We start from the raw sequence: 26,491 nt of genomic DNA, 5'->3' as shown, positions 1-26,491 counted from the left end.
GCGACACTCGCAAAATCGGACCGTTGCGGCAATGGCAAAAGAACGCCGCCCGCGGCATTGGCTACGGGCGGCGCAAATACTTCAAACTGGAAAGTCGGGCGTCAGGCCGTTAGGCCTTGCACTTCTGTACCGCGCCCGGCAGCTTGCTCCATTCGGCATACCAGGTGTCGAAGAGCTTGAGCTGGGCTTCGACGTAACCGCGCTGGCTGTCGGACAGTGCATCGGTCTCGTAGAAGTGCAGCGTGTATTCCTTGTCGCCCTTCAGCACCATCATGTGCTTGAAGTAGAGAACCAGATCCGGGCCTTCGTCGAAGGAGGAGAGAACGCCAAGCGCCTGCTCCAGTTCCAGCGCGCGCTGGCGGGCATCTGCATCGCCGGCACCGGCAGCCCGCGCCAGGTTGCACATATGCAGGACTTCCTTCGGCAGAACGCAGCCAATGCCCGTGATCGCGCCGGTCGCACCGCAATCGACGAAACCGGTGAAGACGCAGGTATCGACGCCGATCATCAGCGACACGTCGTCATCGCGGCTGGTGATGTTCTCGGCCGCATAGCGCATGTCAGCCGCGCCACCGAATTCCTTGAAGCCGATGAGGTTCGGATGCTCGGCGCGGAGTGCGAAGAACAGGTCCGCACGCGTGGCGAAGCCGTAATACGGGCTGTTGTAGATGACCGCCGGGAGGTCCGGGGCAGCAGCCAGAATTGCTTTGAAGTGGTTCTTCTGGGCAGCAATGACGGACGCACGCGACAGAACGCGCGGAATGACCATGAGGCCCTGAGCGCCAACCTTCTGGGCATGGGCAGCATGAGCCACTGCCGAAGCAGTGTTGACGGCGCCTGTACCGACGATAACCGGCACACCGGCCTTCACCAGACGTTCTACGCCTTCCATACGCTGCGCGTCGGTCAGAAGCGGCCAATCACCCATCGAGCCGCAATAGACAACCGCCGACATACCCTGGGCAATCAGTTCCTTACCCTTGCGGACAAGCGCATCGAAATCAGGGGTACGGTCTTCCTTGCATGGGGTCATCAGCGCGGGAATTACGCCGGAAAAAATCTGGGCTTTCATCACAAACTCCTATTGACCTATCGAACGGCCGGAGATCGCCACGCCTTCATAGACGGCAAATCCGTGCCTTCGTGAACTATAATACACCTTGCATTTTATTTGTCGACAAGAAATCGACAGAGATTCACGCAGAAATTCACAATGCGATATCCAACCGCTGCTCGCGGGTGAAAAGTTTTTGTATCTGGTGGACGATCTGCTCGGCGTGCGTCTTCGCCAAACGGTCGGCCGCCTCAGTATCGCGGGCGGCGATGACGGCGATTATCTCCTCATGCTCGTCGACATACTGTTGCGGCAGCCGGTCTTCATAAGACTGGTAGTAGAGCCGCAGGATTCGCCGCCCCTCATCGAGAATGCGGTTGAAGAGTGCGACAAAGTAAGGATTGCGGCCCGCCTCGGCGATCGCCGAATGGAAAGCGGCATTTGTGGCGATCATCGCCAACGCATCCTGCGCCTGGACTGCCGCAGCAAACTCGGCCTGATGAGCGCGGATCACCTGCAAATCCTCCGGGCGGTGGTACTGGGCCGCCAGACGTGTCGTAACGCGGTACATTAGCACCAACGCATCGAAGAAGGTATGCATATTCAGGAAGTCGATATTCGCCACCATGGTCGATCGATTGGGCAAGGTGTCAATCAGCCCCTCGCCCGCCAAACGCACCAGCGCCTCGCGGATGGGCGTGCGCGACATCTTGAAGCGTTCGGCCAGTTGGACCTCATCGATCGGGCTGCCTGGAGGGAGAACCAGATCGAGAATCTCGTCACGCAGAAGGTCGTAGACCATCTTCACGCCGGAGCCGCGCTTGCGTTCGGGGACGGAATTGGTTTCGGTGTCGGTCATTTGGAAATCCTCTTGTCGACAAGAGAAATACTTCCCTATGCCAATTAGATCAATAGCTTCCGCGATCTGGCGCGGCCAGAGATTAGAAAAATCCGCGCACAAGCGTCTCACAACGACACGCTCTGCCAATTTGAGCACGAACCGAACCACCTCTACGAACTACTTTGGCTGCCACATCTGTTCTTGCGTTGAGGCCGGGCAAACCAAGCTGAGCTTGATTCGCGGCAGTTATCAAGCGGACTTGCGAAGTTAAGAAAATCCTCACGCACCGTTATACGAAGGCTCGTTGGAACAGACACTACCCGCGACCCATCTGTACCATCCCGGTGCGCGACCCGTGTTACGGGCCGATCTGTCACGCATATCCGGTGCCGCCGTTTCCTAAGCAGTATCAACCTAAGCCGGGTCGTGAGGCCCAACTCGACCCAAGCGCGATGTATGACGCGCCATTTTTATCCGGGCTCGGCAAACTTGAGAACAAGGTGGCAATCATTACAGGCGGCGTTCCCGGTAACCGACTGAAAGAAATGTTACCGTGCTAGTTTGGAGCAACGCCCACTTTCCTTTATAATCCTCTGTCTCGGGTTCAGGCGCGAAAGAACCGACCGGCCGAAAGGCAATGGAACATTTCTGTGCGCTGGCTGGTTATCCGCAAGGCTGGAGGAATCGGACCGTGTCACCAAGGGCGAATTGGAAAGGCTATCTCAAAGTCGGCGAGCTCACCTGCGCAGTAGCGCTCTATACGGCAGCCTCCACATCCGACCGCGTTTCCTTCCATATGGTCAATCGCAAGACAGGAAACCGCCTCAATCGGGAGTTCGTCGATGTTCAGACGGGTACGATCGTACCGCACGACGAACAGGTGAAGGGCTACGAGGTGGCCGATGGCCGCTATGTCGAAATCGAGCCGGAAGAGATCGCCGCGGCGGTTCCGGAAAGCGATAAGACGTTGGACATCGACGTTTTTGTCGCCTGTTCGGATGTTGATGACACTTTTTTTGACAAGCCATACTACCTCGCGCCCGCCGACAGACAATCCATCGAGGTGTTCGCGTTAATCCGCGACCGGCTGTCCAAGGATAAAATGACGGCCATCGCCAGTACCGTTCTCTTTCGGCGTTTTCGCACCCTCCTGATCCGTGCTCTTGGAAACGGCCTCGTCGCGAGCACTTTGCACTACAATTACGAGATCCGAAGTGCCATCGAGGTCTTCCACGGCATTCCGAAGCTGAAGCTCGAAAAAGAGATGCTGGATCTGGCGGGACATATCATCCAGACAAAGATGGGTCACTTCGATCCAGCAAAGTTCGACGACCGTTATGAAGCGGCGCTCGCCGAACTCGTCAAGGCAAAGATCGAGGGCCGTAAGGTCGTCAAGATGAATCAGCCGAAAGAAACCAGGTCCGCCGACCTCCTCGAGGCCTTGCGGCGCAGCGCCAAGAGCCCTGAAAAGCCGGCCGTAGGCCGCAAAGGGGCAGGTTCGACGCGGAAGGCGGGCTGATCTATGGCGCTGGACGTCTACCACGCAAAACGCGACTTTAGCCGGACGCGAGAGCCACGCGGCCGAGTGGCCGTGCGCAAAAAGGGCCACGACAGTTTTGTCATCCAGCAACATGCAGCCACCCGTCTGCACTATGACTTCCGCCTGGAAATGGGCGGCGTGTTGAAAAGTTGGGCGGTGACACGCGGTCCCAGCCTCGTCCCCGGTGAGCGTCGTCTTGCGGTCCATGTGGAGGACCACCCGCTGGAATATGGCGGTTTCGAAGGAACAATCCCGAAGGGCGAATATGGCGGCGGCGAGGTCATTGTCTGGGATCGCGGCACCTGGACGCCGGTCGGCGATCTGGAAAAGGGCTACAAGAAAGGCCACCTCGAATTCGAGCTCCATGGCGAGAAGCTGCGCGGCCGCTGGCATCTGGTCCGCATGCAGACCAAGCCGCGGGAGAAGCACGAGAACTGGTTGTTGATCAAGGCCGATGACGAAGAGGCACGCTCGGAGGACGAACCGGACATTCTCGATGAGCGGCCGGAATCGGTTCTGTCAGGGCGAACGATCAAGGATCTGAAAGGCGAGGATCCCGGTTGGTCCTCCAAGAAAGGTGGACCGATCGGCATGAGTGGACGGAAAGCTGTCCAGCGCGCCAAGGGCAAAGCTCTCCAAGCTCCCTACACCGACATCTCCAGCCATAAAATGGCGCGCCGCGCCGCGCTGCCCGAATTCGTCGAACCACAACTTGCGACTCTCGCCGACAAGCCGCCAATGGGCGAGAGATGGATCCATGAGATCAAGTTCGACGGCTACCGGCTGCAGGCCCGTATCGCGAAGGGACGGGCGACGCTCAGAACCCGCAACGGCCTCGACTGGACGAAGCGCTTCGGCAAGGTGTTGACGGACGCGCTCGCTGCTCTACCCGTCAAGGACGCATTGATCGACGGAGAACTGGTGGTGGAAAACAGTGCCGGAAGCTCGGATTTCTCCACTTTGCAAGCAGACCTTAGCGTGGGACGAAATGACCGCTTCGTTTATTACGGCTTCGATATTCTGCACCTAGACGGCAATGACCTGAGGAACGTAGCGCTGCTCGAGAGAAAGCGGGTACTGAGAGGTCTGCTGAGGGGCGGCTCCAACCTCCGTTTCAGTGAACATTATGACGACCCGGGCCCTGTTGTGTTCGAACACGCCTGCCGCCTGTCGCTTGAAGGTATTATCTCCAAACTCGCCGAGGCTCCCTACCGGCATGGCCGCAGCAAAGACTGGCTGAAATCGAAATGTTCGGCACGCCAGGAATTCGTCATTGCGGGCTATGTGCCCTCTAGCGCGACCGCGAATTCCATCGGCTCGCTGGTAATGGGCGTCTTCGAAAAGGGAGAGCTCCAGCATGTGGGTCGCGTCGGCACGGGCTATAGTGCCGACATGGCGCGGGCGCTGTTTCGGACGTTGCAGGCACTGCGAACGGACGAAAGTCCCTTCGACGAGAAGCTCAAGGGGGTGGCTGCCCGTGACGTCGCCTATGTTCGGCCGGAACTCGTGGCGGAAGTGGAATTTGCGGCCTGGACGGCGGACGGCAAATTGCGACACGCTGCGTTCCGTGGGCTGCGGGAGGACAAGGTGGCGAAAGATATCAAGCGTGAGTCCGCCCTCTCCGGCGGGACTGCAAAGCCTGAGGTGGGCAAAGTGAAACTGACTCATCCCGACCGCATCTATTGGCCGGATGCCGGTGTCACAAAAGAGGGCCTGGCGGACTATTACGCCGAAGTGTGGCCCAAGATCGCACCTTTCGTGGCCGGGCGTCCGTTGGCACTCCTACGCGCGCCCGAGGGCATAGATGGCCAGACCTTCTTTCAAAAGCACGGCTGGAAGGGCATGAGCAAGGAGATCAAACTCCTCCAGGACCCCAGCGACCCGACAGACGAGCTCATCGTTATCGAAGACCTCGACGGGCTACTTGCCCTGGTGCAGTCGGCGGCACTGGAAATCCATCCCTGGGGGGTGACAACGAAAAACCTCGAAAAACCTGACATGATCATCATGGATCTTGATCCTGGAGAAGGCGTCTCATGGGCACAGATCATAAATGCCGCGTACGAAGTCAGGCGGCGGTTGGAAGCCGCAGGGCTCCCCGTTTTTGTCAAGACCTCGGGCGGCAAGGGTTTGCATGTGGTGACGCCGCTCAAGCCATCCGCCGGCTGGGAAGCGGTAAAGGCCTTCGCCAAGGGCATTGCCGACGACATGGCGGAGGATGAGCCCGACCGCTACGTCTCGACGATCACCAAGTCCAAACGCAAGGGCAAGATCCTTGTCGACTATCTGCGCAACGGTCGCGGCGCGACTGCGGTGGCCGCCTATTCCTCGCGTGCCCGCAAAGGCGCGCCGGTCTCCATGCCGCTCGACTGGGATGAGCTTTCGGGTGCGATCGGTCCGGCCTATTTTACCGTGCTCAATGCGACCCAGCGCCTTGCCGCCCTTGCGAACGACCCGTGGGAGACCTTCCGTTCATCCGAAAAGCCGTTGCCGAAGAATACCGGTCGCTAACCTGTCATTTCTTGCGGGTTCTGGCGAGACTCTCCTTCAAGGCGTCCATGATATTGATGACGTTACCGGGCGGCTCCGCTTTCGGCTTGGCCGGACGGCCTTTTTGCTTCTTTTTCCTGGATTCGATGATTTCAAGAAGCCGCTCCTGCACAGGATCTTCTGCTAGCGAAGAGTCCCATTTGCGCGTGTGCGCCTTGATATATTTGTTCATCAGCGAAAGCTGCCCAGCTTCAGGAGCGCCGTTGTCGAGACCCGCAAAATAATCGTCGGCGTTGCGCACTTCATCGCCGTATCTGAGCGTCCACAGTACGATGCCACCATCACGCGGCTCGAGGAGCACCGCTCGCTCCCGGCGATACATGACCAGCCGTGAAATACCGGCCACCTTGCTGGCGGACATGGCCTCGCGGATCACAGCGAAGGCTTCCTCGCCGATCTTGTCATCCGGCACCAGGTAGTGTGGCTTGTCGTACCAGATCCAGCCGATCTCGTCGGCCGGCACGAACATCTCGATGTCGATCGTACGCGTACTTTCGAGCGCCACGTCCTCGATGTCTTCGTCCTCCAGCAGGACATAGTCGTCTTCGTCGCGCTGATAGCCACGCACCTCGTCAGCTTCATCCACCAGCGTGCGCGTCACACTATCGACGTAGCGTGAAACGACGCGGTTGCCGGTCTTGCGGTTCAGCGTATGAAACCGCACCTTCCCGGACTCGCTCGTCGCCGGCATCATCGTGACGGGGCAAGTGACAAGCGAGAGCTTGAGATAGCCTTTCCAAAAACTGCGTGGCGCCATGTGGACCTTCCCAAGCATCGCCTGATGCGAAAACTGGCAGCAGGCAGTTTTGTTCCCGTCCCTTGTGGTTCCTTAGATAAAAAGTGCGACCGGCAACCAATGCATGCCCGGATGGCACCTTTGATGAAAATGGCAGGCTCAACTACCAGTTTAACTCAGCCGGGGCTGTGCGAATTTCGCGAATGTCCGTTCTGCTCGATGCTAAACGGTCACGCTTTGCAGAGGTTTCCGGTCTGTCACCAGTATGCTTCGAGAGTGGCCCGCGATTGACGACTCTGTTGGCTAGCGAGCGAAAGGCTTCGCCCCTGGTGCCGGGGTGCTTTTACTTTTAGCATGTACAGGCGACCCAGCTCGAGGACGGCTTGGATGATTTCTTGCCTTTCCCAGCCAGCCCTCGTCGCATCATCAGAAATCTCGGCCAAAATGTGCTCGAGATCAATGAATGCCGTTGTTGCATTTTCGATGGCACGGGTGAATGCGTTCTGAAGTGCCTCCTCGCACTCCAGTCCACGGTCTGGATGGTCGAAATTGTGACGCGGCGATGCAATTTCCATAGTGTATCCTCCTATGGCGTGCCCCCGCGCCTATTATTCGGGCAGGCACTTTGCGAGCGATTGGGTGCAGAGTCAACACATAGTCTCAATGGTCGACATGGCATTCATTTTGCGAATACCGCGCCCCTTATGGTGCTCGACGGCACGCTCCGTCGCGTCTCAGCGAATCTGCACAACGTCCAGGGATTTGATTTTTTTGGGGAAGTTTCGATTCTGTCGCGTTTGGCGATGTGAGCGAAATGGACCGGTACCCGCCTGATACAATGCCACCGATTCCCGTATCGGGTCTGGCGCGGTAGTTTCTGTTCTAGACCTCATGGTCAACAGCACCGTCGGTGGGACAATTTGTACTTCAAAAACTACGAAAACTTCAATAGGCAAGGTCAGCAGATGCGAAAATGCTATTTGATTTCAAATACTAAGGCGAAACCAAACTGGAGCGGGTAACGGGAATCGAACCCGTGTATTCAGCTTGGAAGGCTGCTGCTCTACCATTGAGCTATACCCGCTTCGTTCGATCCGATGACGAATGGTGGAGAGAGTTGGATTTGAACCAACGTAGGCTGAGCCAACGGATTTACAGTCCGTCCCCTTTAACCACTCGGGCATCTCTCCATTCTTTCGTCCGGATCAAGCGACCAAGTACTTCGAACCGCTGTTTGTTGCAGCGATGGCGGCTATATGACCGGCCAATTCTTTCCTGTCAACACGGTCCCGTGAAAAAAATCCAGCTTCCACAGCCCGACTTACGACTTGCCCCATGACAACCGCCCGCCGAAGGAATAAAGCAATTTCATGAGCAAAGACAGCAAGACACCCAAAGACACCCATTACGCCAACCTCCGCCGCGCCCATCGCGACCAGAAGCGCGAGCGTGGCGAGTTGCCTCCAGCCAGTCCCTTCAGGAAAAAGCCCGCCGGAGACTGGAAGGCGCCGCCCCAGCCGACCGACACGGTCTGGCTTTACGGCATCCACACCATCAAGGCGACCGTTGCCAATCCCGCCCGCAAGATCCTGCGGCTGATGGTGACGCAGAACGCGCTTGCAAGACTGGAACTGGGAGAGACGGACGGGCTGCCCTTCCCGGTCGAAATCGTGGCGCCGCATGATATCGACAAACTGGTCGGCCCGGACGCCATCCATCAGGGAGCATTGGTCGAGGCCCGCCCCTTGCCCGTACGAAAGCTCGATTCGCTCAAGGACAAGCCGCTCATCCTGGTGCTCGATCAGGTCACCGACCCGCATAATGTCGGGGCGATTCTGCGTTCAGCCGTGGCGTTCGACGCCGGCGCCCTTGTCACCACAGAGAGACACTCGCCAACAGAATCGGGCGTGATGGCAAAATCCGCATCCGGCGCTCTGGAACTCATTCCCTATATCCAGATTACCAATCTCGCCGATGCGCTCGAAGAGCTCCATCAACTGGGTTTCCAGACGATCGGCCTTGATTCGGAAGGACCTGAACCGCTGGAGCAGACATTCAGCGGCAGCAAGATTGCCCTGGTGCTGGGTGCGGAAGGCAAAGGCCTGCGCCAGAAGACGCGCGCGACCTGCAAGGCGCTCGCACGTCTCGACATGCCCGGCGCAATCAAATCGCTGAACGTCTCGAATGCAGCGGCAATTGCGCTGTATGCGGCGCGCAGCCATATCAAGGCCTAGCCGGGAATCACCCGCGAATCATCTGGGTGATCGGACATTCGTCCTGGATTTTCGTCCAGGACGATACATTGAGCTTCATCTCGCACCGTGCGAGATAGCTTGTCCCATCGACATGCAGGCAGGAAAGCTGCCCGAGTTCGAACATCACGCCGCGATTGCGGCAGCGGCAATTGTGCGCCCATGCCGCATCGCCTGCAGCCAAACACAGCACAAGAACAACAAAAAACGTTCGGAACGACGGCATTGGCGTGCTCCCGTCCAGGAAGTTTACGCCTGTTGCCCGATATCGTAAAGCGGCGCTCAAGCGCGCGCGATCACGCCTTCTTCAGAAATTCGGTGCGCAGGACCAGTCCCTTGATCTTGGCATGGCGGCACTCGACTTCGTCGGGATTGTCGGTGAGATGGATACCCTTAATCATCGTGCCGCGCTTCAGCGTCTCGGAGGTGCCCTTCACCTTCAAGTCCTTGACCAGCGTAACATTGTCGCCCTCGGCGAGAATCGTGCCGTTCGAATCCCTGACGTCCATATTCCTGCTCCTTCGTTCAAAACCGTGGCCCGGGCGCTATCATGACATCCTCTGGCTGTCGATAGCGCCCGGTGAGCAGCTCAGCTTGGAACGCTGCAGGCGGTTTCGCCCTCTAGAGCTTTCACGTTGACCTTGCCGCCGCTGAAATTCAGCTCCGCCTGATAGGAAATCACGCTCGGTAGCTGTTCAATTTCCTTGGCATAGTCAGGCGTACGCTTCTTCTCGGCATCATAGGCTGGACCACAATCCGGCAACGGCGCCACAAGGCCTAGCCCGGTCGCGTTCTTCACGGCAGCGCCGCATGCGTTGCGATCGAGATAAAGCGAGCAATCGGCCGTATAGACGCGACGGAAAGTCAGCGTCAGGTTCGAACCGTCACCCGTGATAGAATCGAAGTCCTCTCCGGCCAGATTATCCTCGAAAAGCCGTTTGGCCGTGGTGGCGTCATAGACTACGAACGGCAGCCCGCCATTCGATTGGTCCGGCGCCTGGAAAAACACAAGGTTTCCCTTGGCACCCAGGAAATAGCCGGCGGATTCATCGCTGATGACCTTCTCGTCCTTGCCTGCGTCCTTTTTGCAGGCCGCATTCTGCGGCGTGATCGCAAGCTTTTCGGCGCCCTTTTCGCCCAGATCGACTTCTTTCACCATGAAGCCCGGGAACCGGTAGCAGTTGACTTGCGGCTGGGCATCGGGATTGGCCTTGTTGGCGGCAAGGGGGTCGGCGTCGATGGCAATAGGCGAATCGAAGGCCGATGGCTGGCTGTCGTCCTTCATCTCGCAGGCGATCGGCACTTTCCTGCCCACCGTCCATTTCGCGCCGGCATCGTCGCCGCTGAGCGTGAATTTGCCGTTGGTGTAGGAATAGCCCTTGTCGTCGTCACGCTCCAGCTTGAGATTGACTTTCTGTCCGTCGGTCAGTGTCACCTCGACGCCTTCTTCCGTGAACTGCGCGAGCAACTCGGTGCCATCGTTGCAGGAGACGCTGACGCCATCCTGCTCATCCATCGGCTCTCCATCCTGTGCCGATGCCGCGTTGGCAACACCGAACACCAAGAAAGCCGCGACAAGGCTGGAAATGCGCCTCCGGCTCGCCGAACATGCTCCGGATGTCTCATTTCGATACAGCGGCACCATTCAATCTCCTCCAAGAAACTTCGCCGCAACCATCCCGATCAGAAGCGGTTGCGCAATAGCCAAAACCATATTCCTATTCGAACATCCAAAGCCATATCGCAAACCGGAAAGGTTGAACATGGGTTTCCAGCTCTTCAAGGTCGTGACAGCACAGTGCATGACGGCCGCTGTCGTCCTCTCCCTATTTGCAACCGCGCCGGCCAGTTTGGCGGCGTCTGCCAATCCGCTGTTCGATTTTCAGTCCGATCCACTGACAACCGAATTCAGGGGAGCCTATTCCGGCGTCAGCGGAGCAACAGTCAATGTCGATGTCCCTTACGGCCTCGACGACGCGCAGAAGTATGACGTCTATATGCCGGAAAACCGCTCCAACGCGCCGGTGATCGTCATGGTCCATGGCGGCGACTGGAAGAGCGGCGACAAGCAGGACTCAGGCGTGGCAGCCGACAAGGCCGGCTACTGGGTGGCGAAGGGTTACATCTTCATCTCCCTCAACTACCGCCTGCTGCCGAAGAAGGATCCACTCATTCAGGCTGCCGACGTCGCGCTTGCCATAGCCAACATCCAGAAGAGCGCATCAAACTGGAGCGCCAACAAAAGCAAGATCGTGCTGATGGGCGCCGGAGCCGGTGGCCACCTCGTGGCGCTACTGTCCTCCAATCCGTCGCTGGCATCCGACCAGGGCGCTTCGGTTTGGGCCGGCGCAGTCGTTCTGGAAACGCCCGCCCTGAATATTCCGGCGATCATGTCGTCCGAGCACGCCTCGATTTACGACACGGCTTTCGGCAGCAATGTGGAGTTCTGGGAGGATTCGTCGCCGAGTCACCTCGTGGCATCCTCCGGCCTGCCGATGATGGTTGTTTGCGCGACCGAGAGCTCGTCCAACACATGTGCCAGGGCCAATGCCTTTGCCCAGGCGGCAGGCAATGCCGGCGTCACGATCAACGTCTCGCAGCAACCGATTTCTTCGGGTGAAGTCAATTCCAAGCTGGGCCTGGCCTCAAGCTACACAAACACCGTGGCCAGCTTCGTCGATTCGCTGCTCTGAGCGATCAAAGGTGCCTTTTCTTCGCCGGCGGCATGTCCCCGCCGGCGTTTTCATAGGCTCAACACACTGCAACAGACCGGATGTGACGATCTGCGTAATTTTCGCTTTACAGCGGCTGAAAATATGCTAATTCCCACCCCGGAAATGCCCTTATAGCTCAGTTGGTAGAGCACCTGATTTGTAATCAGGGGGTCGCGCGTTCGAGTCGTGCTGGGGGCACCACAAATTCTCAAGCAAACTCAATATCTTCCCGTTGGAGAGCCTTGAATAACAAGGCCAACCTTGTTGCATCATGTTGCAACGGGATTCCCTTGACTTCCAATGGGTTCCTTGAGCTGACGGCGAATGCATGCAACATGGATGCAACATGGAATCGCAGGCCCGAGCGTCCTTGGCGCGGCTAGCAGCTTGACATCATTCTCGCTGAAGGGTTGCCATGAATAACGCGAGAAAGCGCGCAAGTGGCGTCGTTTTACGCGGGTCCTGTCATGGCCCGAGCTTGTCCGGCTTTATAGGCTGGCGGAATCCCCACCCCGACATAACATCGAGCCGCGTTCGTCTGGACAAAAATGAGTGGCAAATAGTTGACGACGGGCCGCTGGGGCTGGTGCGGTTTAGGACGGCTTAAGTGACGAACTCGGAAGGTGGGAACAGTTTGCGCTTAAATAGGTTTCATTAGTCGGTACGAACAAGGAGAACCGAAAATGGACCACTCAAATCACGAACGTCTCGCTTCCACCGAACTCACGTCGGGAGTCCTAGAAGGCGCGACCGTATACGGACCCGATGACGATACGATTGGTACCGTTGATCATATCCACAGCGAAAGCGGGGCCGCGATCATCGACGTTGGCGGTTTCCTAGGAATCGGGTCGAAACCAGTCGCCGTCCCGCTCGCGGATCTCGACTTCATGCGCGATGAGGACGGAGATGTCCACGCGGTCACGACGTGGACCAAGGATCAGCTCGACGAAATGCCCGAGCATCTCGACTGAGTTGAAACCTCCAACCTAGCCTGGCCTTTGTGCCAGGCTTTGGCTGTTGGCGCTGATTTGCGCGACCCATGAGGAGGTCTCCATGTGCGGCCGGTTCACCCAATTCTTACCCTGGTCCGAGCTAGTCAAACTCTATCGCCTGACCGATCCCTATATCGGTCGCAACACTCCTCCCCGTTACAATATCGCGCCGACGCAAACGGTACCGTTCGTCAGACTCGACAAGGAAGGCAATCAGGTTGTCGACGATGGTCGTTGGGGGCTGGTGCCCTTCTACGTGAAGGATAAGGTCCCACCTTACGCCACGTTCAACGCGCGCATCGAGACAGTCAACATCTCGGGTACTTTCAAGCATAGCTTCGCCGGCAAGCGCTGCCTGATACCGGCAGACGGGTTCTATGAATGGACGGAAGCGGAGGACAAGGCGAAAGATCCGTGGTTCATCCATTTACCCGAGACGAAGCCCTTTTCCTTTGCCGGCCTGTGGGCCTATAACGACGCGCTCGACATCACCAGTTGCACCATAATCACCGCGCAGGCGATCGAGCCTATGACTATGTTGCACGGTCGAATGCCGGTCATCCTCAATCCGGAAGTCTATGACGCCTGGCTGTCACCCGATACCGAAGACGGTGAGCTAAAGACCCTGCTGCTGCGACACAACATCGATCACCAGCTAGAATTTCACCGCGTCTCGCGTGACGTCAACTCCTCGCGTTTCGCCGGCGATCCGGGCGTGACGGCTGCGGCATGACATTGAACCGCAAGAGCCTTGCCGTCGCACTGATGCCAGGGCTACCGTGCTGGGTGTTGCGGTCTTTCGCGCTCAAGCGGCGAGCAGTTGGCTACCTGACGACACGCAGCACTATCCGGCGTCCTCAGCCGTCAGCTTCGACGATCAGGCATGGACTGTCGGCATCTCGGGCCGTTTGTGAACATTTGGAACAGAAACAGGCTCAAGGATCCTCTGCGGGTCCTACCAAACGAAAATAGTTTCGCAACAAATGTTTTGAAAGCGCGCGTGCGAGGCGTCAGGTCGCGGTGCATGCAATTTGACCGACCATGCGCCCATCCTTCGCACCTTCTCCCGGCCGTAATGATAAATACTCAGCCTGTGAAAGGGCGCCGCAAGGTATGCAGCGCCAATTGGTGGGGTATGTGCTGCCGAGCATTTTGCTCGACACTAGCAGCAAGTTAACAAGCTTACTTGCTGCTACCTCATTTTATCACCTCGCTAGAAGACCGCCTATATGCAGTATTCACGAATCTTGAACAGCTCCGACGGCGTACAAACCGGGCCATCCGTAACCTATGAAATGCGCCATGCTTCAATGCTGGAAGCGTTCCACAAGCAGTTTGACGCGAAGCTTTTTCATTGAGCGATCCATCCTTCGCTCTGCGCGTTCAACTGCAGCCGACCTGCTAAGCGACTCCTTCATACGACGGCGGATGCGCAGGACAACCGGAGTTCGTGCCTTGCTCAAGACCTCCCAGCGCTGAAGAATACCCATCACTCAATACTCCAACTATCCACTCTGGAGAGTCAACGTGGCCGCGCGCGACTGGTTCCGCTCGTGGTAACCCGCCGACCACGTCTTGGCCCAAAACCGAATTGTCGAGGTTTTCGCTCGTGATTCGCTTCGCGCCAGAAGCAGGCGCGCCGGGCGCCTGAGTGCACTACAACAGTCTCTCGCGATGCCGTTAGATTTCCTCTCTATGATCTGAACTTTATTCGCTCCTACGCGTTTAATGGCGCAGACGAACCGAAATCACCTATTCCCGCACCGTCACCACTGCGCTCTAGCACTGCATGTAAGCGTCTGGGTATGAGGAGTTGCTGGATGCAAGAAAGGCTTAGAGACAAGGCTAAGACGGGCGTGGCTGGTCTTGATGAGATTCTGGTTGGCGGGTTGGCGCGCAGCCGGTTCTTCTTGTTGGAAGGCAGCCCCGGCTCGGGGAAAACGACGATTGCACTGCAGTTCCTGATTGAGGGTGCCAAACTTGGAGAAAAATGCCTCTTCGTGACCCTTTCGGAGACGGAGGAGGAATTAAGAGAGGGTGCAGCTTCGCACGGCATGCAGCTCGATAATAATATCGAAGTATTCGAACTCGTGCCTCCGGAAAGCCTGCTAGACGCGAGTCAACAGCAGAGCCTTCTCTATTCCTCCGATCTCGAGCTTGGTGAAACAACGAAGCTGATTTTTGACGCAGTTGAGCGCGTCAAGCCGACACGCATCGTTCTCGACAGCCTGTCCGAAATACGGCTGCTTGCGCAAAGCTCTCTGCGCTACCGCAGGCAGATTCTCGCCCTCAAGCATTATTTCGCACGCCAGTCGGCCACGGTCCTACTTTTGGATGACATGACAACGGAACTGAACGACAAGACGGTTCACAGTGTGGTGCACGGGGTTATCCATCTCGAGGAGCTTGCACCAACCTACGGCTCGGAGCGCCGGAGGTTGCGTATCCTCAAATACCGGGGCCAAGCCTTTCGCGGCGGCTATCATGATTTCACAATACGAACTGGTGGTGTCGTTGTGTTCCCCCGTCTTATTGCAGGCGAACACAAGACCTCATTTGACCGCGATCGTGTCGAGAGCGGAATTCCGGAAATTGATGAGCTGCTAGGGGGTGGCATCGAGCGTGGCTCTAGCACCCTGGTTCTGGGTCCTGCGGGAACGGGAAAGAGCACGTGGGTTATGCAGTACTTGGCAGCCGCCATCAGCCGCGGAGAAAAAGTGGCGGCGTTCATTTTCGACGAAGAGTTGGGATTGCTTTTCGCTCGCATGAAGCAGATGGGCATCGACCTCGAAGCGATGAAAGACAGGGGCAGCCTCCACATCGAGCAGCTCGATGCTGCGGAACTGTCGCCCGGGGAATTTGCGCACAGAGTTCGTTCGCGGGTGGACAGTGCGGGCGCAAAAACCGTCATCATCGATAGCATTAACGGATACCAGGTATCGATGCCCGACGAGCAGTCGCTGATTCTTCACATGCACGAGCTACTTCAGTACCTCAATCGTCAAGGTGCGAATACATTTCTTACGGTCGCTCAGCATGGATTGGTGGGCGAGATGAAATCTCCTGTGGACGTGACCTATCTTGCAGACACTGTCATCCTGCTGCGGTACTTTGAGGCGCCTGGAAAGGTCCGACGCGCCGTGTCGGTAATCAAGAAGCGTACTGGGAACCACGAGCACACAATCCGAGAATTCCAGATTTCTAATAGAGGCCTTGAGTTAGGAAAACCGTTGTCAGATTTCCAAGGCGTTCTTCGCGGTGTGCCCAATCTGGTCGGCGGCTCTCTGGTGGCGACGGAGGGCGTAGAAAATTCCTAATACCGCTCATCCAATCGCACTTATATGTGCGCCTGAAGGCCGGGACGCCGAGATCGCGATCTCGCTTCTTCGAGAGAGCGGCGTTGCGTCATTTTCAAAATCTGATTTGGCATCCGTCGTCTCGTCCATCAATGATACCACCGCCTTCGTCGTGTTGACCGAGGAATCCGCGCGCACGGGCGATCTGCACGCGTTATCGGCGTGGCTTCTGAAACAACCTACGTGGTCCGATCTCCCGTTTATTGTTTTTACCCAGAGAGGTGGGCCCCCCGAACAAAATCCGGTGGCGGCGCGGCTGTCCGAAACTCTCGGAAATGTCACGTTCGTCGAGAGACCGTTTCACGCAACGACCTTCATCAGCGTCGCCCGATCCGCGCTGAAGGGTCGACACAGACAATTTGAGGCGCGCGCCAGCCTTGATGAGATCAGTCGTCTCAATGCGACCCTGGAAGAACGTGTCCTCCAACGTACCAACGAGCTGGAGAAGGCCCACAGCTTTCTTGTCGACCAAATTGCCCAGCGCGAGCGAGCCGAGGATCAGCTGCGCCAGGTCCAAAAACTTGAGGCGATAGGCCAGCTCACTGGCAGTATCGCTCATGATTTCAACAACCTACTCATGGCGGTTCTGGGAAATCTCGAACTCCTCGCCAAACACTTTGTCGATAATCCTAAAGCAAGTCGACTTCTCGACGGGGCAATAAGCGGCGCAAGGCGCGGCGCAGCACTCACCCAGCGCCTTTTAGCCTTTGGGCGGCGACAAGACCTGACTGTAAAGCCCGTCGACTTGCCGGGGTTGGTCAACGGCATGGACGAGCTCCTCGCGAGGTCAATTGATCCAAATATCCGGATTGAAAAACGACTGACCGCTGGCCTCTCGATGGCGATGGCGGACTCCAATCAGGTGGAACTCGCGCTTCTCAACCTGGCGATTAACGCACGTGACGCGATGCCTGAAGGTGGCACTCTCTCGATATTCGTGCGGGAGGAAACTCTCAACAATTCATCCAAAGAGCTGGAGCGCGGCAAATACCTCGTGCTCGGAGTCTCAGACACCGGACATGGAATGAACAAGGAAACTTTGGAAAAAGCGATCGAACCCTTTTTCTCGACCAAGGAGTTGGGAAAAGGCACGGGCCTCGGCCTTTCCATGACTCATGGCCTCGCTGTCCAGCTTCACGGCACGTTGAAGCTCTCTAGTGCTTATGGAATAGGAACCACGGCGGAGTTGTGGTTACCAGCCACGGCCCGGGTTGTTGAGGAGGTCAAGGGCCAAGCTCCACCGAAAATGCTCGGTAGTACGGCGCAGCTGCGGGTTCTTATGGTGGACGATGACGCTTTGATCGCCATGAGTTCCGTCGACATGCTCGAAGACCTCGGTCATGTAGTGACGGAAGCCAATTCAGGCGCCGCTGCACTAGCCCTCCTTGAGACAGGACATGAGTTCGATCTGATGATTACCGATTATTCGATGCCCGGCATGAATGGGGCTGAACTCGGACGTGCGGCGAGGAAGCTCCACCCCAAACTGCCTATCCTCGTAGCCTCAGGGTATGCCGAACTACCCTCAGGATCAGGAATCGACCTTCCGCGAATAGGAAAGCCTTATAGCCAATCGCAACTCGCGACAGAAATTGAGAAGCTTTTCTCGAAGACGGGTTAATGCCAAATGCGGCCAAAACCAGCGTTTTGGCGGGTTTTTCCGTCTCGACATCACAACCGTTAACCTACTCGGGCATCGGGTCAAGCCTCGTTGATCGTCGTTAGCTTCATCGCACTCGCGGGTCGCGGGCAAGCAGAAGCCTGCTACCCGATTTCGGAACCATGCTCCGGCTCAAGCATTTGCCTTTGGAGGCTGGCGATCATGTCAACCGGACGTGACAGGGATGGAGAACACGTGGATTTTTCCGGTTTCTCCCCGTGGCCAACGAAATGGCAGGCGAGCTCCCAACCTGTCTGAATTGCCGCCTCATCCGCAAAGGAGAAATCGATGGACAACTATGCCAAATCGCGCGAACGTGACCGCGCTCCGGGTTGTGCATCTGACCGTTGATGTGCCGAGGCTGTCAAGTCCGCAACAACATATTTCCGGCTATTGCGATCACGGGGCACAGCGATGGCGATTCACAAACTTGTTCTGCTGGGACGGCCGAGTTGGCTGAATGCAGCTTTCGCCATGGGCACGCGGGGGAAACCTGCATCTTCGCATTACTTTAACATCTTTTGAGCGGGATAGTTCCCAGCTAAATTGCAACCGTCCCCCGGCTGACTGCTCCGTGAGAAATCCGGGTGCACCGGAGGACGGCCGTGCGAGATCCACGTAGATCGATCCCGCAGAATAATAACAACCTGGAGTGGCAAGACGTTCCACAATTTTCCGTATTTTTTTCCGGCACCTACAAGCGCATGATGCCACATTGTCAGCCATCGAGACCGGGCGCTGACGACAGGAAGATGACTGCTTCCGTTCGGTGAGTGGAGGCGGCGCGTGGCCAAAGACAATAAGCCTAAGCCAACATATGCCCCTGACACGCGCCTGAAGTTTGTTAGTGAGCGGCTACAATACCGGTCGACCGCCGGAGAAGACAATTCGACGTCGCATCATCGTTACCCACTCGATCGGGTGATCCGACCAGTAATACTTCATTTACCCCCTTCTAATATTATAATTCCCTAAGAAGCAGATTACAAAGGAGAGTGACTTGAACAGATTTTCCTTAGCCGTGCTTGCTGTGTTTGTTGCGTCGCCTGCAGTTGCGGCGGACATCGCTACTGAGCCAACACCATCGCCTATCGTCGAGGAAGCGACTGCGTATGACTGGACCGGTGCCTATATTGGTATCCATAAGGGCGGCGGCTGGCTTAACGGTGATTTCAGCATCCCCGGAGCGAGCGCATCGGAAAACTTCAACGGCTTTCTCATGGGGACGTTCGGCGGCTACAATTTCACGTTCGATAACTTCGTAATCGGCGTCGAAGGTGATGTGAGTTACAACTGGAACGACAACAGGTATCACGCCTTCGGAACCCATGGTGACATCGGCACCGATTGGGCCGGCTCCCTGCGGGGACGTGTCGGCTATGCGTTCGATCAAACGCTTATCTACGCCACGGGCGGCTGGGCGGCGACCAGGGGCGTCATCGACACTCCGTTCGGCGACGAGGACCGCACGTTCAACGGCTGGACGGCCGGCGCCGGCATCGATTGGGCTGTTACCCAGAACATCTTCGTCCGTGGGGAGTATCGGTTTAGCGATTACGACAACAAGACGGTCCGCGGCGTCGATGTCGAGCTGGACCAGCACCAGGCCACGATCGGCGTCGCCTACAAATTCTGAACAGTCCTGAGTATAATCCTTACACCGAGTAACCTCGCAGCCTTTGGCAGCGGGGTTTTAGGGTTTTGTCCTTGGTAACCCCCAGCAGATTCTCATCATGCCCAAACACAATTGAACAAGCCTGGAAGGAGCGAAGCGATGGACCGCCCGACACGCCTGATTTTGTGGAACCAGTTGGAAATTCTGAAGGAGCACAATCCGGGCAAAGTAGCCGATCTGCAGGCTCAGCAAGAGATTCTGGCCTCCGGGGACACGTCCCGCTATTCCGAATTATACCACATGTTCAACGATGAGGAGGCGTCTGAAGAAATGCAGAAGGAGGTCTACGATGTCCTGGAAATGTTCCGTGCGCTGGGAAGCGCAAAGCAAAATGGATGGACGCCGTCCAATGAAAAGGCATCCAAATTCGAGGGCTTCGATGCCAACAACGATCCGCATTTTGCGTTCGCCAAATACCTTATTGATCAATGCAGGCTCTACCCGGAATCTGCTCCCAACAGGAATTCGCATAGCATAAGTACGTTGCCAGGCTATCGGCGCATGCTGAGGATTTGGCGGAAAGCTGCGAACAAATATGAATTGAGCGAAGCCGAAGCCGAGGCGATCATTCACGCTTCATAACCGGTCCTGCGGGGCGGGGGGACATGGCCGCCGCCGGGGATTGCCATCCAGGGGGCGGGGTTCGACCGAACCATCGAAAACGAAGATGCCTGCCGGAAATTGGTCATCGCATGGCAGGGCTTGCGGCAGCTCGACGATACCGTGTGGATGGCTTCCTCCTTGACAACGCGGTTTATGGGAAAGCATTCGAGGTTTCGGATTGCCACGGCACAACCGCAGTGACGATTTCCTTCATTTAAGCGCGGCAAAGTGACTGCTGAACAGTCGCAGAACTCTCGAGTTTGCCCGTGCGATCTGGTTGTCGGAATGTCTCCGATACTCTTTCGACAGTCGTTCCACCGATTCATCGAGGTAAAGTGTAGCGGCAGCAGCCCGATCTGACATTCGACGCGTACGGGGAGCATCGCGACAACACGATCCTCCCCGTCGATGCCATGGACTTTACTTGGCGATATGCCACATCCCGCCTACACCATCTCCCTTTGTCTCGCCGGCCTTGTCGTCGGCGTACATGTAGAGCGGCTTGCCTTCATAGGCCCACATCTTCTTGCCATCAGCAGCCTTGACTAAAGACCATTCGCCTTCTGCTTTGGCCTTGGAGTTCGCATGGAAAGCCGGCCAGGTCTTCAGACATGTCTTGTCGCAATTCGACTTGCCCATCGTGTCCTTGTCGAAGGTATAGAGGACCATCCCCTGTTCTGTGGCCATGGCCTTGCCCATCTTCGTGTCAATCATCTTGCCCGGATCAGCAGCGGAAGCTGATACGGCTGTGACTGCCAATAGGCTGATCGCAATCAGTATCGATTTCATGATTCTTACTCCGGTCCGAGAGTGCAGGCGGAATGCATGCAACACCGGGCCCAAGCTCACCCAACGTATTGCCAGTTGAATCGTTCCGATCCAGGTTAGTCGTCTGTTGCAAACCTTGCGCTTCACGCGCCAGCGGCTTCAAAGGTTCGTGCCGGCTGGGCGGAGCTACAGGTGACCGTCTTCCGGCTGACTGCTCCTAAGAAATCCGGATGCACCGGAAGACGGTCGGCGAGATCGCTTAGTCCGATCCCGCCGATTTCAAACCGCAGGGAAACGCAATGGTTCCGCAAATGTCGAGAATTGTTTTAGCGACTACGCAGAACACGTGAATGTTCGCAAGTTCTCCTATGACGTGGCTCCGGAGACCAATGCCCTGGCCCCAGCTGTTTTCGTTTACCGGCAAGCGGCCCTCATAAGCTTGCCGGAACCAATATCGAGCCCGACGTGTTAAACGCTTGGCAGCATACCGGAGAAAGCCAATGTCCTCGCTCCATACATTCATGGTCAAGCATTTCGCCAACGGTTTTTTGCTTGGATCCGCAGCAGCCTTGATGCTCATCTATCTTAACCTGACGCGCCTGGTTCGCGCCTCGCCGGGGACAGCTTAGCGGGTCTTTTTCTAGTGGTTTATTCACTCGGGGGCCCTTTTGGCGCTGGATCACTTGCATCCGCTCTCTGGATAAATAGCGAGTAACGGAAGAAACAAAATATGCGCAAAGTCAGGTCCTCCCTGACGCCACATCAAACAATCGGCTATGCCTGACAAAAGTCGGCTTCCAGTTGCAATAGCGCTCACCTGCCGAGATTTTTAAGTTAGAAGACTAAAATGCCGCCAAACGTGACCGTCCCCCGGCGGGCTTGTTCTGTCAGGGGAGAACGCCGGAGAACGGCCAAGTGTACGTCGACGATGGCGTTCGCCCTAAAGGCGCGGGGGGCACCAATGTCTTCGCGTCTTCTCAACGCCCGATGATCAATATGGTTCCCCAGTCTGAACTCCCGAAGCAGAGAGGGCCGTTCTTCGGGCCTGATGTGGAGAAAAACCAAAGAACGGCCAATTTGCGCGGAGCGAACGAGCAATGCTCCGCATCGTGGGATAACGCACCATAGCATCCGGAGTTCCCTCTCAGAGCCTCAAAAAGCGAAGTGTACGTGGACACTGGCATTCGCCATAAGGGCTCGGGGCATCAATGAGTTCGCGTGGCAACGGGATTCTTTCAATTCCCGGCAATCAGCGAGAGTAGTCTCCGGGAATTGTAACAAGAACGTTAATTGTGCACTTCGGAACACTGTCTACAGTTTGACGGAAGGCTCGCGCCCCCGAACCCGGAGTTTCCCGAGTTTCTGGATGAATACGGCGATGCAGTCTTCGTCCGGCAGTTCCCTTCGTCCAATGTGTCCGCAATGCCCACCTTCTCCATTAAAAGCATGGCTTCGTTGACGTAGCCGCGTTCCCTGAAAAAGGAACGTTGTCGAGCGGTGCGCGTTTACCCTGCACGAACCCAACCGGATTCGCTAACGAGGAAATCCCATGAAAATGATTTTGATCGCAGCGGCGCTGCTCAGCGCAGCGTCTATGCACGCCGTCGCTCAGACGTCGCAAACCACCGCCGACATCAAGACCCCGGCAGTCGTCAACCCCGACACCGTGAGCGCAAACGCGCCGGTGGAAGGCGAAAACTCGTTCACCGAGGCACAGGCGAAGGACCGCATCACTCAAGGCGGTTATTCCGACGTACGGGCCCTCAAGCTCGATGACAAAGGTGTTTGGCGCGGCACCGCAATGAAGGATGGCCAGTCAATGGCCGTTGGCCTGGACTATCAAGGCAATGTCGTCGCGCAATAACCCGCATTCTATAACCAAGGAGTACTCCCATGAAAACAGTTACCGGTCTTTTCGACACCTATGAAGATGCGACTGACGCCGTCGCCAACCTCAGAAGCGCGGGCATTTCTGATAATGACATCAGCATTGTCTCCAACAACGGCGACGGGCACTATAACGAATCGAATGCCGCTGAGGACGCGAGCACCGGCGCAGGCGTCGGTGCAGTGGTGGGCGGTGCAGGCGGTCTGCTCGCAGGCTTGGGTATTCTCGCTATTCCCGGCATCGGGCCGGTCGTTGCAGCAGGATGGCTTGCTGCTCTGGCTGTCGGCGCTGTCGGCGGGGCTGCAGTGGGTGGTGCGACGGGTGGCCTTATCGGTGCTCTGACAAGCTCCGGCGTTCCCGAGGAAGATGCGCATATCTATGCCGAGGGGGTGCGCCGTGGTGGATCGCTCGTGACTGCAAGAGTTGACGAAAGCCGCTATGCCGAGGCCGAGAGCATTCTCAAGGGTGCGAACTGGGTAGACCCAATTGCTCGGCGCAATGCCTACGAGCAACAGGGTTGGAAAGGCTTCGACCCGGAGCTCTCTCCCTACCAGACTGACCAGATCCAACAGGAGCGCGCCCGCTATCCGCGCGCAGATTGACTGATGCCGGCGATCTTACGATCGCCGGCATTTTTTCCCAACATTCGGATTATCGCGTCAACCCCGCAGCGCGCAGCGCGTCGTTTATGACCTTGCTGACGCCTTGAGTGGTATGTCCCTGGAACTGGGATTGTTCGGTAAACGCCGTTGATTTCGCGTATCCCATTGCCTTCGCCATGACAGCCTCAATACCCTCCAGAATCGGTTCGTGTTGATTGCCTGACCTGACCACGCCCTCGGCGTCGCTGACATCGTTGTCTTTGGCAAGACCCCAGTACCGGGCAATTCGAGCGGTGGACGAAATCCCAGCCTCGAGCATGAACGGTCCGGTATTTCCCAAGGGGACCTTTGCGCCCGATGACAAGGGCACGCCGTGCGCCATTCCGCTGATTAGATAGATTTCGACGGCTTCTTTGCCGTTCTTGTCTAGCCAGGTCTTCCGGGTGTGGCCGTTGACCGCCTCCACCGTGCCCGGCGTGCCGGACAAACCATGAATGCCAAGCCACTGGCTTGCTGTGTGTTCAGCATTAATCTGCCTGACGGTTTGATCGTGCGTCCCGTGCCAGACTGAAATTTTCGGCAATTGGGCTCGTTTTGATGACGCAGTTGCCAGAGCCGACCGCAGTTGCGTGACACTCGGTGGGTTACGGCCCTGCATTCGTTCGAACGCCTGACCGACGTTTGAAGCCACCCCGTAGGGAAGCCCACCGATAATCGCGCCGCCCGCAAAGACCTCTGGGTATGTGGCCAGCATAACATTTGCCATGGCCCCTCCGGCCGACAGTCCGGTTATGAACACCCTGCTCGCATCCATCCCATGCGAGAGGATGCAATGACCTATCATCTCCCGTATAGACAGAGCTTCTCCCGCACCGCATTGGGTATCGCCGGGCTCGAACCAGTTGAAGCACAGGTTTGCGTTGTTGGCGCGCTGCTGCTCCGGGAAAAGCACCGCGAATCCCTTCTCTTCTGCCAACTGGCTCCAGCCGGAACCAAGATCAAATGCGGCCGCATTCTGAGCGCATCCATGCATTACGACTACGAGAGGTGTTTTTGGGGCTAGTATGGTGGGCAGGTAGAGCCAGCACTTGAGCACGCCGGGATTAGACCCGAAGTTTGTAAGCTCAACCAATCTGCGTGAATCTTGGTCTCGGCGCACATCAATCTCCTATGCCCGTGATGGGCATGAAGCTAACAAGTGGGTATTTATGTTGCGATGCACAAATATATTTAGCGGGAATTTTTCTTAGGCGGTTATCGATGGAACGGCCGAACGCCCGTGGGCGCTGGAGAGGCTGACAATGCATCCTAGTCAGGTCCATCATTGGACAGCCTGTGGAAAAACATTCGCGTCCAACGTCACGCCCAAAGCGCCGTGGGAAGAATCCCACCTATGATTGTTTTCAAGCCCGCGCTTTAGGGTTGGCGGCTGTCCTGCTTGGCTCCAGGAATCAAGTCCAGCCTACTCTCAAGCAACAATGCCTGCCTACCTGCCGTGGATCACGCCTTTCGATCGGCCGCGAGGTGAGCGGATAATCATCAACCCGCAAGGGGGGGCTAGGTCGCTTTGCCATCCGGGTACTCCGGCACAGAATTGCAAAATAGTGGAGCAGCAAAAGTCCGTCGTGAGGCGCAGAGGTGCGGTGCGCAACTTATTTGATACTGCCACGTTTCCTCGTTATGGAAATCTGCCCGCCCAAGAAACCCGGCCAATACACTCGCCGCATCGTGGATTGTCGCGATGCAGTTGAATCCGAGTGGCGAAAGCAAGAAGAGCTCTACGCGGGCCCCCAACGTTCGACAGAGGAATTCAAAACTCGCTTGATTGAAGCGGGAAAGGCCGCCGGATGGGGCCAAGTCGAAATCATTGTCGCACTGTGGATGGTAGCAAACGCTCACCCCCCCTCCAAAATGCTTCGACTCCCAACTTGACGACACCGGCAGCTCCAAGTGTATAGCTGCCTTGCTAATGTACAGGCTCAAGCGCATACTGCGCGCATCGTCAGCCATAGATATCGGGCGCAGACGACGGGGAGATGGCTGCTTCCGCTCGATGAGCTTGAGGCAGTTACTTATGTACAATGGAACGATTTTGACACCACTAGAGATGTTGTTATTGCGTGATCTGTACGAGAAATTAACAGCAGAAACCGTCTGTGAACCAGACATCGAAAAATGTAACAGGCTCGCGCAATTGCTCTTGCGTGGCTATCAGGCAGGCCTCCGAGACACCCGGGGTCTGTTGGATTATTGTCGAGCTGGCGCTATGGACGGGTTTTGGAGCACGAGACACTGACGCATCTAGCGAGCTCAAAACGAGACCGCCCCTCCTGTTCTGGTCAAAAGGAGCGGCCAAGTTCGCGAGACAACTAGTAAGGTTGGGTAGTCTCGCTTTGAGGTAACAATCTCTCGCCCGAAAAGGTTCCGTGCCTACCCGTTGCCTTTCAGTAAATGGGCGAGGTCTCCTAACGCCGGTCAACATTTGCACCCGACCCTTCGTTCCCCGCCGTGACTTCCCCACGCGCCAGCTACCTCTTACGGGACCTGAAATCCGCCCGCCACAAGGAAGCCGACAACAGCCACGATAAGTGTGCTGCCGATCAGCCAGACAATCCGCGACAGGTTGCTCTTGATCGAGTTCAGGTCGGCCTTGATCCCGAGAAACTGCTCGTCGCGACGAGCCTGATCGATATCGAGCTTTTGCTTCCACTCGTCCAGCCTTGTCAATTTTTCGCCATGGATGATGACCGTCTTCTCGACGTCCCGCATTCGGCTCCGCAGTGATATGATTGGATCTTCCATCTCATCTACCTGGCTCATTTGGTCTCTTTCATGCCTACGATGCGGAAATGGTAATGCGGCGTGGATCAGGTGCGCCAGCCGAGGCGCTTGGCGATGACATAGAAGCCTTCGACGCCGGCACCCACCACGACAGCAGCTAGGCCGACAAGTTCCGGATCGTTCGCGAGCATGTCGGTGATGTCCTTCGGCAGAAGCGAGTAACCGGCGAGTGCGCCAGCACCGTAGCGGAGAGCGATGCGGAGAAATACGGGGTTGATAGTGCGCTTCATAGGATATCCTTTCAGGCTTCATTGCCATCGGTCGGCTTTGCGTTGCCGCCGGTCGTGATCGTCTCGATTTTGAGAGCAGTTTTCGGCCACCTGCAGCCAAGCAAGCGGTGCTTTGGCATCTGGCGGATATTGACCGCGTCGGACTGGTTGCCGCCGAGGATGTCGATTGACGTGCTGGTCTGGCCG

At 56.9% G+C, this 26,491-nt stretch carries 24 protein-coding genes and 3 tRNA genes; 14 read left to right on the top strand and 13 right to left on the bottom strand.

From position 1 onward, the window contains the following. Positions 1–109: 109 nt before the first annotated feature. Positions 110–1,072, bottom strand: a complete 963-nt coding sequence (locus JJB09_RS25815; protein WP_201663973.1) for a dihydrodipicolinate synthase family protein — start codon at positions 1,070–1,072, stop codon at positions 110–112. 136 nt (positions 1,073–1,208) lie between these two features. Next, positions 1,209–1,913 carry a GntR family transcriptional regulator gene (locus tag JJB09_RS25810; protein ID WP_201663972.1) on the bottom strand — a complete coding sequence of 235 codons (705 nt, stop codon included), beginning with the start codon at positions 1,911–1,913 and terminating at the stop codon, positions 1,209–1,211. Between the two features lie 673 nt (positions 1,914–2,586). On the opposite strand from JJB09_RS25810, the gene ku (JJB09_RS25805) reads away from it, so the two are divergent. Further along, positions 2,587–3,414, top strand: a complete 828-nt coding sequence (ku, locus tag JJB09_RS25805; protein WP_201663971.1) for a non-homologous end joining protein Ku — start codon at positions 2,587–2,589, stop codon at positions 3,412–3,414. A gap of 3 nt (positions 3,415–3,417) precedes the next feature. Then, complete coding sequence (ligD, locus tag JJB09_RS25800) at positions 3,418–5,946, top strand: DNA ligase D (RefSeq protein ID WP_201663970.1); 2,529 nt, start codon at positions 3,418–3,420, stop codon at positions 5,944–5,946. A 4-nt stretch (positions 5,947–5,950) separates the two neighbouring features. On the opposite strand, the gene ku (JJB09_RS25795) is transcribed toward ligD, so the two are convergent. From ku (JJB09_RS25795) to JJB09_RS25780, 4 genes are all read right to left on the bottom strand, one after another. Beyond that, complete coding sequence (ku, locus tag JJB09_RS25795) at positions 5,951–6,742, bottom strand: non-homologous end joining protein Ku (protein WP_201663969.1); 792 nt, start codon at positions 6,740–6,742, stop codon at positions 5,951–5,953. A gap of 236 nt (positions 6,743–6,978) precedes the next feature. After that, complete coding sequence (locus JJB09_RS25790; protein ID WP_201663968.1) at positions 6,979–7,296, bottom strand: hypothetical protein; 318 nt, start codon at positions 7,294–7,296, stop codon at positions 6,979–6,981. Positions 7,297–7,731: 435 nt separating this feature from the next. Then, positions 7,732–7,805, bottom strand: a tRNA-Gly gene (locus tag JJB09_RS25785). Between the two features lie 21 nt (positions 7,806–7,826). Next, positions 7,827–7,911, bottom strand: a tRNA-Tyr gene (locus tag JJB09_RS25780). A 180-nt stretch (positions 7,912–8,091) separates the two neighbouring features. Between JJB09_RS25780 and JJB09_RS25775 the strand changes: the two genes are divergently transcribed. After that, on the top strand, positions 8,092–8,955 hold the full coding sequence (locus tag JJB09_RS25775; RefSeq protein WP_201663967.1) for a TrmH family RNA methyltransferase: 864 nt from the start codon (positions 8,092–8,094) through the stop codon (positions 8,953–8,955). A gap of 7 nt (positions 8,956–8,962) precedes the next feature. Here the strand turns inward: JJB09_RS25775 and JJB09_RS25770 are convergent, their stop codons facing one another. The 3 genes from JJB09_RS25770 to JJB09_RS25760 all read right to left on the bottom strand — a co-directional run bounded on the left by JJB09_RS25770 (position 8,963) and on the right by JJB09_RS25760 (position 10,618). Continuing rightward, on the bottom strand, positions 8,963–9,199 hold the full coding sequence (locus JJB09_RS25770) for a hypothetical protein (protein ID WP_246748988.1): 237 nt from the start codon (positions 9,197–9,199) through the stop codon (positions 8,963–8,965). Positions 9,200–9,269: 70 nt separating this feature from the next. Beyond that, positions 9,270–9,482: an alkylphosphonate utilization protein gene (locus JJB09_RS25765; RefSeq protein ID WP_201663966.1), complete on the bottom strand. Its 213-nt coding sequence runs from the start codon at positions 9,480–9,482 to the stop codon at positions 9,270–9,272. 80 nt (positions 9,483–9,562) lie between these two features. Continuing rightward, complete coding sequence (locus JJB09_RS25760) at positions 9,563–10,618, bottom strand: hypothetical protein (protein ID WP_201663965.1); 1,056 nt, start codon at positions 10,616–10,618, stop codon at positions 9,563–9,565. A 118-nt stretch (positions 10,619–10,736) separates the two neighbouring features. Here JJB09_RS25760 and JJB09_RS25755 point away from each other — a divergent pair, with 118 nt between their 5' ends. The 8 genes from JJB09_RS25755 (at position 10,737) to JJB09_RS25720 (ending at position 19,955) form a co-directional block, all read left to right on the top strand. Further along, the gene (locus JJB09_RS25755; RefSeq protein ID WP_201663964.1) at positions 10,737–11,666 is read left to right on the top strand and encodes an alpha/beta hydrolase; all 930 of its coding nucleotides are present in this window, start codon (positions 10,737–10,739) and stop codon (positions 11,664–11,666) included. A gap of 146 nt (positions 11,667–11,812) precedes the next feature. Then, positions 11,813–11,888 (top strand) — tRNA-Thr (locus JJB09_RS25750). A gap of 482 nt (positions 11,889–12,370) precedes the next feature. Further along, positions 12,371–12,661: a PRC-barrel domain-containing protein gene (locus JJB09_RS25745; protein ID WP_201663963.1), complete on the top strand. Its 291-nt coding sequence runs from the start codon at positions 12,371–12,373 to the stop codon at positions 12,659–12,661. Between the two features lie 82 nt (positions 12,662–12,743). Further along, complete coding sequence (locus tag JJB09_RS25740) at positions 12,744–13,415, top strand: SOS response-associated peptidase (RefSeq protein ID WP_201663962.1); 672 nt, start codon at positions 12,744–12,746, stop codon at positions 13,413–13,415. 1,087 nt (positions 13,416–14,502) lie between these two features. Further along, positions 14,503–15,999, top strand: a complete 1,497-nt coding sequence (locus tag JJB09_RS25735; RefSeq protein WP_201663961.1) for an ATPase domain-containing protein — start codon at positions 14,503–14,505, stop codon at positions 15,997–15,999. Beyond that, complete coding sequence (locus tag JJB09_RS25730) at positions 15,992–17,659, top strand: ATP-binding protein (RefSeq protein WP_201663986.1); 1,668 nt, start codon at positions 15,992–15,994, stop codon at positions 17,657–17,659. The genes JJB09_RS25735 and JJB09_RS25730 overlap by 8 nt, the downstream gene beginning before the upstream one ends. Positions 17,660–18,698: 1,039 nt before the next feature. Then, positions 18,699–19,334: an outer membrane protein gene (locus JJB09_RS25725; protein WP_201663960.1), complete on the top strand. Its 636-nt coding sequence runs from the start codon at positions 18,699–18,701 to the stop codon at positions 19,332–19,334. 138 nt (positions 19,335–19,472) lie between these two features. After that, positions 19,473–19,955, top strand: coding sequence for a YfbU family protein (locus JJB09_RS25720; protein ID WP_201663959.1), 483 nt, complete (start codon positions 19,473–19,475; stop codon positions 19,953–19,955). 441 nt (positions 19,956–20,396) lie between these two features. Here JJB09_RS25720 and JJB09_RS25715 read toward each other — a convergent pair whose 3' ends face one another. Continuing rightward, positions 20,397–20,765: a COG4315 family predicted lipoprotein gene (locus tag JJB09_RS25715; protein ID WP_201663958.1), complete on the bottom strand. Its 369-nt coding sequence runs from the start codon at positions 20,763–20,765 to the stop codon at positions 20,397–20,399. A gap of 479 nt (positions 20,766–21,244) precedes the next feature. Between JJB09_RS25715 and JJB09_RS27000 the strand changes: the two genes are divergently transcribed. From JJB09_RS27000 to JJB09_RS25705, 3 genes are all read left to right on the top strand, one after another. After that, on the top strand, positions 21,245–21,373 hold the full coding sequence (locus tag JJB09_RS27000) for a hypothetical protein (RefSeq protein WP_281431866.1): 129 nt from the start codon (positions 21,245–21,247) through the stop codon (positions 21,371–21,373). A gap of 920 nt (positions 21,374–22,293) precedes the next feature. Further along, positions 22,294–22,608: a PepSY domain-containing protein gene (locus JJB09_RS25710; protein WP_201663957.1), complete on the top strand. Its 315-nt coding sequence runs from the start codon at positions 22,294–22,296 to the stop codon at positions 22,606–22,608. 29 nt (positions 22,609–22,637) lie between these two features. Continuing rightward, a complete protein-coding gene (locus JJB09_RS25705) occupies positions 22,638–23,234 on the top strand; it encodes a general stress protein (RefSeq protein ID WP_201663956.1) in 597 nt (198 codons plus the stop codon). Positions 23,235–23,283: 49 nt separating this feature from the next. Here the strand turns inward: JJB09_RS25705 and JJB09_RS25700 are convergent, their stop codons facing one another. The 3 genes from JJB09_RS25700 to JJB09_RS25690 all read right to left on the bottom strand — a co-directional run bounded on the left by JJB09_RS25700 (position 23,284) and on the right by JJB09_RS25690 (position 26,305). Continuing rightward, positions 23,284–24,393 carry an extracellular catalytic domain type 1 short-chain-length polyhydroxyalkanoate depolymerase gene (locus JJB09_RS25700; protein WP_201663955.1) on the bottom strand — a complete coding sequence of 370 codons (1,110 nt, stop codon included), beginning with the start codon at positions 24,391–24,393 and terminating at the stop codon, positions 23,284–23,286. A 1,376-nt stretch (positions 24,394–25,769) separates the two neighbouring features. Next, positions 25,770–26,054 carry a hypothetical protein gene (locus JJB09_RS25695; RefSeq protein WP_201663954.1) on the bottom strand — a complete coding sequence of 95 codons (285 nt, stop codon included), beginning with the start codon at positions 26,052–26,054 and terminating at the stop codon, positions 25,770–25,772. Positions 26,055–26,101: 47 nt separating this feature from the next. After that, positions 26,102–26,305: a hypothetical protein gene (locus JJB09_RS25690; RefSeq protein ID WP_201663953.1), complete on the bottom strand. Its 204-nt coding sequence runs from the start codon at positions 26,303–26,305 to the stop codon at positions 26,102–26,104. Positions 26,306–26,491 lie beyond the last annotated feature (186 nt).

Source organism: Phytoamicus setariae (assembly GCF_016722925.1).
GTDB classification, from domain to species: domain Bacteria; phylum Pseudomonadota; class Alphaproteobacteria; order Rhizobiales; family Rhizobiaceae; genus Rhizobium_E; species Rhizobium_E setariae.
This window is presented reverse-complemented; position numbering and strand designations above follow the sequence as displayed.